The sequence below is a fragment of the Kineococcus aurantiacus genome (assembly GCF_013409345.1).
Taxonomy (GTDB): Bacteria; Actinomycetota; Actinomycetes; order Actinomycetales; family Kineococcaceae; genus Kineococcus; species Kineococcus aurantiacus.
Map to the genome: position 1 here is coordinate 4837609 of NZ_JACCBB010000001.1, position 15076 is coordinate 4852684.

At 63.6% G+C, this 15076-nt stretch carries 12 protein-coding genes; 5 read left to right on the plus strand and 7 right to left on the minus strand.

What is annotated here, in order from left to right; translation table 11 throughout:
• Window positions 1-91: 91 nt before the first annotated feature.
• The 4 genes from BJ968_RS22970 to BJ968_RS22990 form a co-directional block, all read right to left on the minus strand.
• Window positions 92-262, minus strand: coding sequence for a hypothetical protein (locus BJ968_RS22970; RefSeq protein WP_218885259.1), 171 nt, complete (start codon window positions 260-262; stop codon window positions 92-94).
• A 979-nt stretch (window positions 263-1241) separates the two neighbouring features.
• Window positions 1242-2477: a hypothetical protein gene (locus BJ968_RS22980; protein WP_179755877.1), complete on the minus strand. Its 1236-nt coding sequence runs from the start codon at window positions 2475-2477 to the stop codon at window positions 1242-1244.
• Window positions 2478-2763: 286 nt separating this feature from the next.
• A complete protein-coding gene (locus BJ968_RS23850; RefSeq protein WP_218885260.1) occupies window positions 2764-4032 on the minus strand; it encodes a hypothetical protein in 1269 nt (422 codons plus the stop codon).
• 332 nt (window positions 4033-4364) lie between these two features.
• Complete coding sequence (locus BJ968_RS22990) at window positions 4365-5543, minus strand: hypothetical protein (protein ID WP_179755879.1); 1179 nt, start codon at window positions 5541-5543, stop codon at window positions 4365-4367.
• Between the two features lie 76 nt (window positions 5544-5619).
• Between BJ968_RS22990 and BJ968_RS26105 the strand changes: the two genes are divergently transcribed.
• The 4 genes from BJ968_RS26105 to BJ968_RS27200 all read left to right on the plus strand — a co-directional run bounded on the left by BJ968_RS26105 (window position 5620) and on the right by BJ968_RS27200 (window position 8696).
• Window positions 5620-5967 carry an antitoxin Xre/MbcA/ParS toxin-binding domain-containing protein gene (locus tag BJ968_RS26105; RefSeq protein WP_179755881.1) on the plus strand — a complete coding sequence of 116 codons (348 nt, stop codon included), beginning with the start codon at window positions 5620-5622 and terminating at the stop codon, window positions 5965-5967.
• A complete protein-coding gene (locus tag BJ968_RS23000; protein ID WP_179755883.1) occupies window positions 5964-6515 on the plus strand; it encodes an RES domain-containing protein in 552 nt (183 codons plus the stop codon). The genes BJ968_RS26105 and BJ968_RS23000 overlap by 4 nt, the downstream gene beginning before the upstream one ends.
• A gap of 826 nt (window positions 6516-7341) precedes the next feature.
• Window positions 7342-8046: an antitoxin Xre/MbcA/ParS toxin-binding domain-containing protein gene (locus BJ968_RS23005; RefSeq protein WP_179755884.1), complete on the plus strand. Its 705-nt coding sequence runs from the start codon at window positions 7342-7344 to the stop codon at window positions 8044-8046.
• Window positions 8046-8696, plus strand: coding sequence for an RES family NAD+ phosphorylase (locus BJ968_RS27200; RefSeq protein WP_179755885.1), 651 nt, complete (start codon window positions 8046-8048; stop codon window positions 8694-8696). The genes BJ968_RS23005 and BJ968_RS27200 overlap by 1 nt, the downstream gene beginning before the upstream one ends.
• A 465-nt stretch (window positions 8697-9161) precedes the next feature.
• Here BJ968_RS27200 and BJ968_RS23015 read toward each other — a convergent pair whose 3' ends face one another.
• The 3 genes from BJ968_RS23015 to BJ968_RS23025 all read right to left on the minus strand — a co-directional run bounded on the left by BJ968_RS23015 (window position 9162) and on the right by BJ968_RS23025 (window position 11915).
• Window positions 9162-10409, minus strand: coding sequence for a hypothetical protein (locus BJ968_RS23015; protein WP_179755887.1), 1248 nt, complete (start codon window positions 10407-10409; stop codon window positions 9162-9164).
• Window positions 10410-10594: 185 nt separating this feature from the next.
• Entirely contained in the window at window positions 10595-11143 is a 549-nt protein-coding gene (locus BJ968_RS23020) for a hypothetical protein (RefSeq protein ID WP_179755889.1), read from the minus strand.
• A gap of 559 nt (window positions 11144-11702) precedes the next feature.
• Window positions 11703-11915, minus strand: coding sequence for a hypothetical protein (locus BJ968_RS23025; RefSeq protein ID WP_179755891.1), 213 nt, complete (start codon window positions 11913-11915; stop codon window positions 11703-11705).
• Between the two features lie 911 nt (window positions 11916-12826).
• Between BJ968_RS23025 and BJ968_RS23030 the strand changes: the two genes are divergently transcribed.
• A complete protein-coding gene (locus tag BJ968_RS23030; RefSeq protein ID WP_179755893.1) occupies window positions 12827-13351 on the plus strand; it encodes an RNA polymerase sigma factor in 525 nt (174 codons plus the stop codon).
• Window positions 13352-15076: the final 1725 nt, after the last annotated feature.

The following is a 15076-nucleotide window of genomic DNA, read 5'->3' on the forward strand; positions in this document are numbered from 1 at the left end:
CATGATGGCCTCAGAGGGGGTTGCGTTACTGTGATCGGCAGTAAGTGAAGGTGGGGTGGTGGCCGTCGAGGCCACCACCCCACCTTCATGATCAACCGGTGGGTGCCTGCTTGTGCACGCCGGTCTGCGGCTCAATCTGCTCGACGCCCGATAGGTGGTTGTGCTGCTGGCCTCCTGCCTCAATCTCATCGACCACGAAGCGGGCGGTTACGAGTACACTCACTCCGCTGGTCATCGATACCATCTTGTCCATTCTCACCACCGGCTGCCCCTTACAAGCTGGCCTCGTGGTGGGTGACCTGCCGCTGGTTCGCCACCTAGAGCGCCGACGGCATCTGGGGCCGCGTCCACAACCTGCTGCGCGACTAGCCGTGCATCGCCGACGGTTGTCACCCTCAACCTCCGCCGTGGTGCTGGACTCCCAATCGTCAAATTTCGCCATAGAGGTCAGTCCATCGGCTAGGGCCATACTAAGGGCCAGCAAGCACGTCCGCGGCCGTAAGCGTCCCCTGCTGGTCGACACCAATAGTCTGCTACTGCGTGCGGTGATGCACTTGGCCAGCGTCCAAGAGTGCGCCGGGGCCAGGTCGCCTTGACCAGAGTGCAGCAGACCTTTGCGCCGCTAGGGCTGGTCTGGGGTGGGCGGCGGCTACGTCAAGCCCATCGACACCTCCTTGATCGGTTGCGCTGCAGCTCACGTCGGCGTTCACATCGTCGCTGTCCCGCGCAACACCGACGTGCGAGATCTTCAAGTGCTGCTCCAGCGCTGGGCGGTGGAACGAACTTTTGCCTGGTTGAGGAGGCGCAAACGCTTGGCGCGCGATTATGCATGCAAATTTCCCACTCCGAGGCGATGGTCCAGGTCGTCTCGACCCGGCTGATGTTGGCCTGCCGGCCGGCCAGGACGTTCAGCCTCGCGGTCTGATCGAGGCTGAAGCAGCCCGACGCCTGACCGAGAACAGAACCTGCGCCGACCAGCCGAAGACTCAAGCCTCAGCAAGGGCTTGGTAACGCAATCTAGGCGGTCTGCGGCACGTCAGGCGGGGACTGGCAGATGGCGGGAGCCGAGCCGTCCGGAAGCCTGCACCGCTTCATCGGTGACATTTCCCCGGACGTGTGGTGGCTCATGCGGAACTGGATGTCACAGATAGCGGCTTTTCGGCCGTTCCCTGGGGGACCGGTGGGGGAATTAACGCTATCCTCACCAGCCCGCGCCGGTATCGATGATTTCTCGTCTTGCGTTAAGAGTCCGCGACTTCGACCGTCTTGGCGCGTTCGATTTGCTCGGGTTCATTTGAGGGGGCCGCGCTAGCTGTGCGGTCAATTGCCCCTCCGCCACGGCTAAAGTTGAGGTCGAGGATGGGCCGAACTGACTCTGCGGTGGCTGTCCCGGCCATCGCTTCGAGGCATCGAACGGCGACATTGAGCAGGTATCGATGCTCCGGAGTAAATAGATGATCAAAAGCCCGTGCGAGATGCGCTCGACCTCCTAGGAGCGCCTCGAAGCATGCCAATTCAGCAGTCTGTAGAATTTGGCGGGCCATCGATGGATTGGCGCGCAGCTTCTGCACCATGTCGAGGTAGCGAGGCACCCAATCGGGTGGCTGGGTGACGACCTCTCGAAGCGATGGAATGTTGACCTGCACTCGCGTGGAGCCAGATCCCTGGTAGGCGGCGTGGACGCGTTCAACCACATAAGCTATCAGGTCGTCGGCGCGCGTGAGAACGTTGAGCATCTGGGTGCTGTCGGGGCTGCCGATGGTGAGGGCTTGTTCGGTTCGTTCCTGCAGTTCCTCCGGTGAAAGCTCGTCGAGGCGGGCGGCGTCTTCGGTGGCTGCCAGAAGCAGGGCGAGGGTGGCATGGCCGGCAAGTACCTCGCGGGTGGGGCGGGGAAGAATGCCCCCCTGCTCAGTGACTCGACCCAGATGCGCAACTGCACGGAGCACCTCAGTGGTCTCGCCGCGCAGCGCGTCGTGACGCAGATAGCTGACGAGGTCAGCGGGGATGTGACCAAGGCCCTTGAGTTGCGTGTCGGCGCGCGTTTCCGCTGCAATGCACGCGGGTCCATCGACATGAGCGAACGCTTCTGGCAGCCAGGCGTGTGCTGCCTCGCGAGCACTCAGGCGCGCGACGTCAAGGACACTGAGGCCTAGGCTGCGCGCCAGGGCGCGTCCTCGACGGGACACGGACTGGCGTACGAGCACTGCCCGATCAAAGCGCAGGTACTTCTGGAGCCCGGCGAGCCACAACAGCCGGTCAGGCTCCTTCGCCTGGCCGCTGCCGCTCTTGCATTCAAGGATGGAGCGCGAAGTCCGCAGCCGGCCGTCCACGTCGATGGCAAGGACATCGATGTCGGTGAGGACATCACGTCCACTCTCTGCGTCGACGCGTATCGGCGCCCGCAGGCGGACGAGAGCTCCTTCAGCGAACTCGACTCTTCCGACGCGGCGTTCCAAGTCGTGGCCGTCGTTCTGCAAGCTCGTAGGACTGAGCTGCTCCTTGCGCGGCCTGGTGCCGCTGCGAGACCGCGAGCTCGAGGCTGACCGACCCTGCCCCGGAGGGGATTGGCGACCTGGCTGCTTCGCACCGATCGCTGCAGCCGGGGCCCTTCCCGCGCCGGTGTCCAGGGGCTCGGCGGCGGGCCCGACGCCTTGCATGTCGCCCGGACTGGTGCCCACCGAATCTGTGTCGTGAGAATGCGTGCCCCCCTCCGCAGGCGGCGTGGTGGGGGTGTGTCCGATGTCGTCTCGCGGGACTTCGGGGTCAGGCACCGAAGACACCTCCGGACGTAGCGTCACGCAGTGCAGCGATGAGTCTTGCCTGGTCCTCATCGTGGGTCTCGGTGGCCGTGGCCATGCGTGCTCTCTCGCGCTCGATGTGGCTGTAGGCGCGCTGCTCGCCCAGAGCTTGCAGGCTACCGACCGCGCCGCGGCTGCGACCTCGGGAGTCGATGATGTCCAGCGCGGTTTCTGCGACATCGGTCTGCAGGAGGACCATTCGGGCTGCCTTGCCCCAGGATCCAGTTTCGACCTTGATGGTGCCGGCGAGTTCGAGCATGGCGTAATCGGTGGCGATGTTGGGCACGTTGCCTGCCTCACCATTACGGATCAGCGCGTACAGGAACGCGCCGGGGCTGCGCAGTCGATAGGTGGTAGCGAACGTGGTGGCGTAGATCATGCTTCCGACCATCTGCCGCACGTGACCCGAAGGATCAGCGGAGCCGACCCCGAAGGCGTCACGCTTGAGGTGCGGTGCGAACAAGAACCCCTCTTCTTCTCCGGTGGACGTCTGCACGAGCGAGCGCTCGACAAGACCCTGGGAGACTGCGAAGTCCACCCACTTCTTCTCGGTGGACTGCACATGCTTTTCGGGCAGACCTGGTAGTGCGGCCACTTCGTCGATGAGGGCGCCAACCTCTGTGTTCGCGCGGGCATCCTCAGCCCGCAGAGCCGCCTTGGACAGCGCCGGGTCACTCGTCCAGATATTGGGGTTGAATACGACGGGCCGGTCAACTTCGAGCTCGATCCGGCGCACGAGGCCGATGGCCACGAGGTGACGGAGGGCTTGTTCGGCGGCCTCTTCGCCATGCACGCTGGCGATCTCCACAGCAGAGGTGACTGTGAGTGGTTGGCGGGAGGTGGCCCGGATCAACTCCAGTGCGGCCCGCTGGACTGGGGTAGCGAGAAGGACGTCGAGAAGTCGCCCGGCGTCATCGACGAGTTGGTCGTTGGGTGGGATGAGCGCCTCGAGGGAGATGAGGACGCCGTCAGGGTCGCGGCGGCACTCGACCCAGCCCATCTGCTCCATCGTGGGGAGGACATCGCGATCGAGGATGCGACTGCCGATGTGGGCCTCCACACCGATGGCTTGGATGCGGCCAGCGGTGGACACTTGGGAGTTGCGCAGCCGCCACGCCATCTCATAGACCTGTCCAGCGAACTGGAGGGCCTCCAGCGCGGCGTGCGCGGTGGAGATGGTGTACGCGGCGAGGTGCCGGCCCAACCCGAGGAGCAGTTCGGCGTCGGAAAGCATCGGGCTCCTTCGAGTCGAGCGGTCACCGCTCGATGGATCGAGCGACGGATACGTTTTGCGGTCGTGCGGGTAGCGCGTGAGCTCGGGCTGCCATGAGGCGACGCCAATGGTCCTGCTTCTCCAGCAGGTGCCCGTCAGGAACTGCCGATCGCTGCTCTGAAGCGGGCGCGAACGACTGCTCCCTGGCCTGATCCGTGTACCTCGCTATCTTTGCGGGAACCCTTCCACGACGTCGTCAGGAGCGACGAGGTCTACTCAAGCAAGGCCGTTGTCGTCGGTGTGGCAGCAGCGAAGGCGGCGCCGGTGAGGGCAGCCTCATGTGGAGCGCGAGCTCAAGCGGTGCGCGAGCCGCGCTGAGGCTGCTCCCCTCGCAGGGCGTCGACCAGACTTTGCAAGGTTCGGGTCGGCAGTGGCTGATCGTCCTTGGTGAGATAATGCTCGTTGATCATCTGCCGCAGCTGCAGGGCTCGCTCCAGCCGCTGTGCTTCGGCGTTGGCCCGCCATGCCGGTGGCTGGTCCATCACCTGGCTCACCTCGTGAGCGCGGGTGGTGAGGTAGTGCCCACGCGGATTGCGAGCCGGCCCCTCGATGCTGTTCGCGCAGCATGCGAGCCGGCAGCTCACCTTCAGCTTCAGGTCGCTGTGTCCGAGCAGGTTCTTCCCGACCTGCCGGCGGACGGTCGCAGCCAGGCCTGGTAGGTAGATGCCCGCCAGAGCCCCACGCGGGCCGTTCCCCTCTTCACCGTCCGCCGGATCGCGGGGCTTGGGAGGGGCGGTCTGGCGCTTCATCACCGCGCCGTGGTTGACCGACTCGAGCAGTCCGACGCCCACGGAGTACTCGGCGGCGTGTCCTTGGACGACGGCCACGTGCCCGAGGTTGCCCGACTGCCCCATCGTGACCGTGATGCCCGCGTCCGTGAACGCCCGAGCGATCATGAAGACAGAGCTGATCTTGGCCAGGCTCTCGCCCTCACCCCCCACAGGCGTCAGGCGCAGCTCGACGTGCTCGATGCCCGCGGCCACGTAGGCGTGGGCTAGTGCCGCGGGGTCCTTCGTGGCGTAGCTGCGCTGCACCAGCACGATGGCGCGCACAGACTGCTCGCCATGGGCGCTGGTCTCCTGCGCCAGGACGGCGTTCAGGCTCGCACTGCGCTCATCGCCGACGAGAAAATGGGGGGGAGTGATCGCGGTCACCGACTCCGGGTGAGCCCGCAGGACCGCTTCGATGAGGTCGCGACGTCGCTGCGGGCTGGCGACCAGCTCCTGGGGGTCCCACACGGTGTGGGTGTACTCCGAGCTGGCCACCTCGAAGCCAGGGGCCACCAAGCGCTCGGTGGCGGGCTCGAAGTAGACGGGCACGCCAGCTGCGCGGGCCGCTTCTGCGGCGCCAGCTTGCTCGTGCGCCCACTTGGGATCGAGGAGGATGCCGGCCACGCCCTCCGGGCGCCGGGACAGGAAGTCCTCGACGACCTTGTGATCGTTGTGGCACAGACGGTAGACAACGCCACTCATATGGCCCCTCGCTCTCGTCATCGGGCCCGACAGCTGACAGAATGCCAGACAGATCGCATGACGAAAAGGGGGACACATGGCCGCAACGCAAGGCGCCCTAGCGCACAAGGTCACAGACGTGATCAATACCTTGGGCATGACCCAGGAGGACGTCGGCAAGATCATCGATGCCTCACCGCGTTCGGTGGCCCGTTGGCAGCACGGCGACGCGGTCCCCCAACGCCTGAACAAAGACCGCCTCATCGAGCTGGCCTACGTTGCTGACGCCGTCACCGAGGTCATCCCTGCGGAGGAGGCCAACCTGTGGATGTTCACCCCCAACCGGCTCCTTGATCATGACAGTCCAGCGACGTGCATCCGCGAGGGCCGCTACAAGGACGTTCTAGCCCTCATCGACGCCCTAGCCGAGGGCGTAGTGGTGTGACTGCCCCTCTCAACGAGGAAGTCCTCCAGCGCGTCGCCGACCTCGGCACCACGCAGTGGTCCGGAACGACCTACCGGACCGTCTCCTCACGACGAGACCCGCTCTCGGGGGAAGGCGCCCGTCGGATGGGCGGACGATGGAACCCTCCCGGGTTCGCCACCATCTACCTCGCCAGCCCGGTCGGTACCTGCCTAGGTGAGCTGGAGCGAACGTCGACTGCCGGCGGTACCACCGTCGCCTCCCGACTGAAGGCAGGCATCAAGCTCTACACCGTCGAAGCTTTGAAGCTGGAGGTGCTCGACCTGCGCACGCCCGAAGCCCTCGACCAAGTCGGCCTCAGCAGCGACGACTTCGTGGATGACGACCACACTGCCTGTCAGTCAGTCGGTCATGCGGCCACCTTTCTCGGCTGCCATGGAGTCCTGGCACCTTCAGCCACCGGAACGGGACTCGTCCTGGCGGCCTACGAGCCCCGGCTGGGTCCTGGCCAGCTGACGGTCAGCGAAGAGCGCGACCTAACGACCGCGCTGTACGAATCGCTGTCCTGAGACCCACGTCCCGCGCGCGACCGGTGCTGAGACTCAACCCCAGTGACCAATGCTCCGAAGATCGTGAGACGCACCGACACCTGGAGGACGAATGCCCGAGAAGACCGACAAGCCCACCTGCCCGCTGTGCGGCGGTGACTGGACCGACAACGGTACCGGGACCTGGTCGTGCGCGGGCATGGACGATGACTGCCCCAACCACATCTAGGGCTGCCCCAAGCACATCTAGCCAGCGACAACGGACAGGTCGCCGGGTCAGCATCCGCCCATGCCCAGCTTGACCCGCGACCTGACCGTCATCTCGGACCTCGACCGCAAGACCCGTACACCGAGGAGCGCGGTCCGCTCGCTGGACCCCGCCCTAGCCCTGACATCGCCGATGCCGGACGGGATGGGGCAGGAGCTGACCCTGGACCCGACCGTCCCGATGAGCCAACGGACTACGAGCAGGTCAAGGCCAGCAAGCACCGGTGAGGCGTTAGCGGTCCAGGGGGGAGCGTCTGGCGGCAGCGCGGGTCGCTCCGGAGCATTGGTAGAGCGTGCTCACCTAGCAGGTCGCGCACGGGGTTCAACCGACTGCGGGCCGGTATCGACCGGCAGTGCCATAAAGGCTGGCGACCTGGTGCAGGTGCGCGGGGCGATGGGACGAGGTGGTGCGGTCAACCGGACGACGGTGACGGTGGCCTGGAAGATGGGGTCACGTTCGACGCATGGCACGAGGTGGCCGGTCACCGCGCTCGGGTGAAGTTGACGTCAAGGGGTTGACCCGCACCTACCCAATGGGAGAGTCAGGGTTGACAGGGTTGATTGCGGGTACAGTGGGTGCATGACCATCAAGTTGCGGGCGTCCAAGGCGGCTCTCAGCAGTCGGCACCTGGACAGTAAGTCTGGGCGCCACGTGATCGAGATGGGCCGCTCTCATCGCCTGGGCCCCCGTCCCTCCAAGCTGCTAGAGCGCGTTCAGCGCAATCAGCAAGGCGCCAGGATCACCTTTTGGGGCCCGAAAGGGGTCTCGATCCGCAAGGTTCCTGCCGAGCATCTGGAGATGCTGGTCAAGACGGTGGACGAGCTCGGACTGCGCGATCCGCGAGGCAGGAACCTCAGGCGACTGAAGGATGTCGAGGGCACCGCGCGTCGCGCCGCAAGAGTGGTCGTGGACACAGCCGCGGCCTGGGAGGACCACCTCGGACCGTTCTACGACGTCGACGGAGTGCGTGAGCTACTGGGGGGAGACCAGCCTATTAGCCGGCAGGCGGTGAGCAAGCGGCGCAGCCTGCTGGCTCTGCGGACCGGCTCTGGTCAAGTCGTGTATCCCGTGTTCCAGTTCCTCGAGGAGACGCCGCTGCCGGGGTTGGGTGCGGCGCTAGAGGAGCTTCCGGAGCAGCTCGTCTCCCGGTGGACGGTTGCTTCCTGGCTGGTGTCACCCCAGCCAGAGCTGGGCGGAGTCACCCCTGTTGATCTGCTGCGCGATGGCAATCTCGTACCAGTGGTGAAGGCCGCACGCTCCTGGGCTCGCGCTCTGGCGGCTTGATGCCCGGTACGCCGCCCCCAGCGGATCTCACCGGCTTCCCGGTCACTGTCCTGGCGACTGGGAAGCCGGCATACCGCATCTTCCGCGACCGGGATCCTGCCACCGGTATCACCTGGTCGCCCTGGTTCTTCTCCTGCGCATTTTCGGGCTCAGGGTCGGGCAAGGGGCGCTTCGATTTACCAGCACCTGAGGGGTCCTGCTACCTGTCCGACCGCCAACACGGTGCCTGGCTGGAGGTCTTCCGTGGTACCGGCATGGTCGACCGTGCTGACGTCGACGTCCGCAGGATCCTGCATGCCACCAGGACCCGGCCACTAAAATTGGCCACCCTGATTGCAGCCAAGGCGCGGTCATTCGGGATCACCGCAGATGTGGCGGCGGGTGATGACTACTCTGCTCCCCAGAGCTGGGCAGCGGCGTTGCGCGCATGCGGGCACGGTGCTCTGCTAGCCCGCGCACGGCACGATCCCACAGGCACGGCTCGCACTATCGTCGAGTTCGGTGTTGCGGGCTCCCGCGCGGTGGTGCGGGGGTGGCGCACGAAGCGGATGCGTCTGACCGACGATGTGGTCCTCCTGGCTGCACTGAGCCGTTACGGCACCGGCGTGGCGCCGGTACCAGCGCGGGTTGCAGTGATCCGGCCGTCGTGACGTTCTCATTCTCACCAATGACCGTTTTGGGGCTGGAGCTGGTGGCGCGGTTGTCTGATTTTGAGGAAATCGTCACCTAAAGAGTTTCAGTCGTCAGGACAAAGCGGGTACAGACGACCTGCTGCGGATAATTCAGCGACGACCAAGATCGACGTCGGCTCCCGACCACTGTCTCGCGTGTTGGGGAATTGTCACCGAGTGGTTGATGGCCCGGCAAAGGGCCCGCGGCCGGTCGCACAAGCGGCCCAGTGAGGGCTTTGTCAATAGAGGTAAGCCCAGCCTCGAGGTCGGTGCGACAGGGAAGCGCGCCGGCCCAGTTGGGCGTGATGGTGAAGCTCAGTCGCCCCCATTGGACCGGGCCCGGGGCCCACGTCCTCTGGTGCTCCTGCCCCGCGGGTGCGGCAGCTGCTCACAACGCTGCTGACGAAGGCACCCTGCACCGTGGCGCTCAGGGTCTTGGTCAGCTCACACGTAACGAGTGTCCGCTGCGACGAGCCGGGCCCCGCGTCGAGTCGCCATGTCCTGCACCTGCTGCGCGAGCCACCGGCCGGTGGGGGAGGCCGGGGAGCACCCCGGCTGGTTGAGCCACTGAAAGAACAGGTAGCGCAGCCGGCCTCGAGTGGAGAAGGTCTCGGCGAGCAGGACGGCCTCAGCGCCGTCGAAGACGTACTGCTCATCGGTGCGGTCCAGCCTGGGAGCCGTCGGCGTGGCCTGAGAAAGGCTGCCTTGGTGCTCAAAGCCCAGACTGAGCAGCTCGCGGTGCAGTGCACGGGCGCTGAGGGCCGGGCCCTCTTCGGCCAGCTGCGTCAGGTCCATCTCCTCTTCCTCGTCCACCTCCACGTTGTCGCGGGCATCTCCTGTCGCGCTTTTGTCGATCTTGAAGAAGCCGTCGTCGGTGATGCGGGGGTCCTGTACGGCGGTCATCACGAAGTCACCCTCGAGGCAGGGCGGGAGCCGGGGGGCGTCCTCGGATCCTGGGGGGCGGGACAGGGGTTGCTTGCGCTCGTCCTGGTGGGCCTGCGTCGCTGACTGCCCATCCGGGGTGGACGACGGTTCGAACGGCTCCCATGGCTGGGCCGGCGTCGTTCGTCCCGGGGCGGGCAGGAAGTTCGGGTCGGCAGGTAGGTCGTTCTCAAGGATGTTGGCGGGCAGCTGCTCGGTCAGCAGCACGGTGAGCCAGGCGGGGTTGCGCGGGGGGTGACCGGACGCGCCGGGGCGGTCGTCGAAGAACTTGTTCAGGTTCGGCCCGCTGGCCAGGTCCACGGGGGTGCCGTGGACGTAGACGTGGGGCCAGCCCTCCCAGACGTCCGGGACGCGTCCGGGTGTGCGCAGCGGTTGCCAGCGGGCCGCGGGGTCGTAGCGGTGTAGCACGGCGGCGATGTAGGCGTCGACTGCTGCCGCGGCGTAGTCGCGGCGGACGGTCACGTCCATGTCCTCGTCGGGTCGGGCCGGGGGGATCCAGTTGAAGCGGCGCACCGTGGCGGGGATGCCAGGCAGTCCCTCGTCGGCGACGTCGAACAGCCACGTCACCAGCGCGGTGATGCTGGCCAGGGTTCCGTCCAGCTGGGTGCGCGGGCCGTGGCGCGACTCGTCCCAGGTGTCGTCGACCCAGGTTGACAGCTCGGCCAGCAGGTCAGGGCCGGCGGTCTCGACGCGCTCGGAGTACCGCTCACGGTCGGCCGTCCCCAGGTCATCGGGGGAGATCGCTGCCACGTCGAGGTCCCTCCCGTCGGTAGCCAAGGCTTGATAGTGGGCGGACTGGCCGGTAGTGCTTCTCGAACCGCGATAGGGCGGACGAGATCCTGCGGCGCTCGCGGGCAGGCAGCACTTGCAGCCCGTCGCGTGAGGAGCCGATTCGGCTCCGGCAACTCGTCAAGGTAGCTTGTCGGGGAAGGTCGTCAGGGTAGGTCGTCGCTCATTTCACGGATCCAGCCGTCGATGTCTTCGCGTCCTAGGGGGATGGGAACGATGACGCCTCCGGTCTGCCACAACCGCGCGCCCACCGTCTCCGCCAGTTTCAGGAGTCCGGTGAAGACGGCGCGGACGTCGCGACTGGCTACTGCCGTCGGCGACAGGTAGGCGATCGTTCCATCCACCATCCGCAACCGTGAGTTCTCACCCCGGCACAGCAGGAAGTCGTACGCGACAGTCCCTTGAACCCAGGACCCTTCGTCCTGGCCTGGGAGCAGGGTCGCGCCCAGTGCCGTGAGCTGGGACCGGACAAGGGCTTCATCCAGCTCCGGCATGCCGTCGACGTGCTCAATGTCCAAGCCGTCAGGCACCGCGTGCCCGTCCTCTTCCCTCTCCTCATCATCCTCGTCCTCCTCTTCGTCGGAGGCGGCGAGGATCTGCAGGATTTCCTCGAGGTCGGCATCCGGGTCGAGGTGAGCGACCTCGGAAAATTCTGAGGTTGGTACCCCGATGAAGATGCCGAGATTCTCGGCCATCAGTGGTCTCCTGCCGTGATTTTGCTCAGCGCCCAGCGGTGCAGCGTCCCGGGATCGCGTTATTGGCCATGCATGACGGGTCCGAGGGCTTGTTTGTAGACCACGCCCGCGGGGTTAACGAGGCCGAACGGTCCTAGCAGTACCGGCTTGTGCTGTTTGCTCTCGCGTGGGTCTCCGCGGTAGACCTCCCACCGGGCCTGCGGAACGGCCTGCTGCAGCGCGCTCGTCATAGCCAGACGCTACGACACCTCGGGGTGAACAGGCATTTTGACTGGGTGCCGCACCCCTTCGGCGCACGTGGGTATCTCAGGCATGGTCGGACAGCTGCCGCGGGTCGCTGTAAGGGAAGACGCGGGAGTGGACGCTAACCCCACGCGCCAGACGACGCAGCAGGCGCGCCACTAGCTGGGAGTTTGCTCGCTCGGCTCTGCGCCGATCGCGGTCAGCATGTCGGTATAGGTAGGACTGCAGTAGGGGCTGGTCCCGTCCAACGCCGTGCCGGGCCTGTTCTGGCCGCAGTCGACGCTAGTGGTCGAGGTACAGTCCAGTCGACCGTAGTTCATCCGTCAGGGCTCAGCGAGCATGGCTGCGTTGATGACCTGTTGCCTAGTGTTATCGCCTCCTGGGTGCCGCGGTCGGAGAGGATCGAGAGGCTGTTGTCGTCGCCGTTGAGCAGACGCAGCAGGTACTTCTCTTCCGGCTCCGCCGACGGCGCGAGCGAGTAGGCGGCGAAACTGTCAGGGTCGTCGGAATTGGCGGTGAGTGATTGCACTATCGTTGGCCACGTAGGAGCTGAGACGATGTAGCTCAGTGCACTATTCAAGGATGACGCCGTACACGCCAGGTATAGTGCTCAGCTCATCGTCAGTGTCGCTTTTGACGCTGCAACCCAAGCGGGCGAGCAGACTGCCGTCGACGAGCGCCAGAAAGCTGGCTCCGCCGACAGTGGCAGCGCCGACGAAGACTTCGTTGTCCCGACCTGTAGATGGCGTGCGCGCTCCTTTGTTACCAGAACTTTCCGATCTCATGGTGGAACGAGTTTTTAGAGGATTGTGCGGGCCCATCTTTGAATGGGGAGCCTGGAGAGAGATATAACGCAAAATGTCAAGGAGGACGCTATGACGATTGGCTGATGCGCGCCGGCACCGATGACAATCTGCGGCTCCGAAAATAAGGTTATTGACTGGCTGAAGTCATCAGCCCTACCGATTATCCACCCCAACATAACAAGAAAAGCGGCGGAAGCGCCGAGAAGAAGGCCCATCCGCGGAAGGTGGGTTGAAATTGCGGCGCCAGCTATCAAAGTAAGGCAGATCACCACCACGTGGTAATTAGCTTGAGGCGAAACCGGATTATGTAGCCAGGCGAGAGATGAAAGACTCTGTGCATAAAATAAGCCGACACCAAAAACTAGTCCCCACAAATTTTGTGGAGAAATTTGTGCTGCGGTCGCGGCCTGTCTTGTCGAAAATCCCTGGCTCATCGTCTTTCCCCATCTCAGACGTGCCTGTCCGATGTCGGGCATCGTAACGCCTGAACCAAAAGTACGCACTCAGTAGAGATCGCGCATGCTCCTAGGCCTGCAGAGGTCACCCGGTCAGGAGGACGGCTGTAAGATCCCGGTCCGTCACTACATGTAGAGGTGTGAGGGTAGTGAGTCCGATGGGGGACGGAGTAGCGAACATGGCGGGTGACGACGCAGAAGATTTTTCGGCCTTCTATGCAAGAAACTATCGAAGGATTCATGAGTACGTCCTCCGTCGCGTGCCGAATCTATTCGCTGAAGATATTGTTTCGGATACTTTCACGATCGCTTGGACCAAGTGGGATGCCGCTAAGCAGTCAGGAATTCCTTGGCTGTATAAGACCGCCAGTCACCTTGTGAACAATCTGTTAAGGTCAAGCGGGATGAAGGATACTCCGCTATCGCTGATGATCGAATCGCCTGGCGATGACGGTATCAGCGACGGGGCATACGACGCATTATGCGCCTTGCGAGCAATGAAAATCGAGGATCGAGAAATCTTAATGCTGTCTGCTTGGGAGGGTCTTACTCCTACGGAGATTGCAAAAGTCTTGGACTGCAACGTCGGGACTGCCTATGTGCGTATTCATCGAGCCCGTGCACGGCTAGTGCGCGAGCTGGAGGGAAAACCGGACGGGAGGAGCGGTCATGCGAAACAACGCAGTATTGCACAAGGTGGCTGACAATGATCCGGTGAAAAAGGGGTATGGCACCCTGCCATACCCCCCTGAATCTGTACTTCTGCAACGCGGAAAAGAGCTGGCAGCACGGACTGTCCGCACACCGTCGTCTCCGCAGGTATTTAGGAGGCGGCGTACTATGGTCGCAGCGGTCCTTTCCGCAGCCATTTTAGGGTGTGGATCAGGGGTAGCAGTAGCTAGTGGTGGTTTTGGGCAGGCAGCTCGTTTAGCCTGGGAAACGTTGGCGGACGGAAAGGGGTCATTTGCGCCGGTGGACGATGGAAAGTTGGTCGCTCGCAGCGTCGACCAAGCGGGTTACCCGTTAACCCTATGGATTTCCCGCAACGAGCGAGGCGGAGATTGCCTTGCCATTCATTCACCAGGATTTGACCTATCGAATTGTTCAGGTGTTTCGCTGCAGGACCCTCCTCATGTCCAACGGTTTACGATGACTGGGGGAGATTTTTTGGCGGGTTGGGCGCAAAACCCAGACGCGACCCAAGTGGTCGCAACTGGCCAGACAGGAGGCATCTTGGGGACCGCCACGATCTCCAACAGTTACTGGGTTCTTGATCTGGGGGGCGTCGACCAAGAAGTTCGTGTCAATTTTCTGAACTCGGAAGGATTGTTGGTAGAGACTGAGGATGTCTCACCAGCGGAGCCGTGAGAATTGGCGTGAGTGCGGGGCTGGCAAATAAACCTCGCCAGCCCCGCTTGTTACAATATTCAGCGACTACATGCGAGGTAGATCGGGGTGCTGTAGGTGGGATTCAAAGCATCCCACGCACCATCAGTGCGCCATCTTCTGCTGGTTTTTCCGATGCAGTCTTGTCCTGCGTTCAAGTACACGGTTGTGCCGGGCCTGATGTCGTAATTAGCGGCGGTTCCCTCATCTCTCCAGTTGCATCCAAATGAACCACACGCCTCATTGCTAAGGTGCATGCGGCCGGTCCGGTATGTAGAGCATCCCGAAGACCTTGTAAACTTCACCTGGCCGACCACTCTCGTACTGGTTGTCAAACTGGGGTTTCCAGCACTAATTGTTTCGGTGCAGCCTGCAGTTGCAACTGCAATTTGAACTGTCTCATCTTTAGTGCGGATAGTTCTTTTATCTCCTGGCTTCATAGATTTGACTTGCTCGGCCACTACTGGGTCAATAACGGCTGGGCCGGTGCGTACAGTCACGGTAGGTCCGGAGTCACTTGGAGATGTGGCAGCACTCGCGTTTGGAGTGACGGCGAGGGTCAAGGCAGCGGCGATGGTAAATGAACTGAACCAACGGGCTGTCGATGTCTTGTGCGTCATGATGAACTCTTGCTCCTCTTTGAGTAAGGGTGACCAGTATGCGTAGTAGATCACCTAGTATTTGGATACGCCTAGGCCCTCTTTAGGGGGCCACGGGATTCAAAGGCGCTGATACTCGCCTAGCACAGGCTTTGTCAAGGCAGGTGGTGTTCCGCGTGCACGTACTGCGCTTGACCTCAGTTTTGAGGTGGAGGCTCATGAGGCCGGTCGAGGCAGATGGGACAAACACGACGACGAGAGCTTGACCCGCTTCCTTGAACACCAACCTGAGGCGGTAGTCGCCCCAAGAGAAGTTCCACGATGCCCCATGAGTAGTTCGATAAGGGGCTTGTTCGGTGCTGTCCTTGGCGCTGTCGTTCTGGGTGGCGCTGTTGATGTGTCTGGTGATGCAGGGCGGCGGCGGCGTTGGCGGCGCGTTGGGCG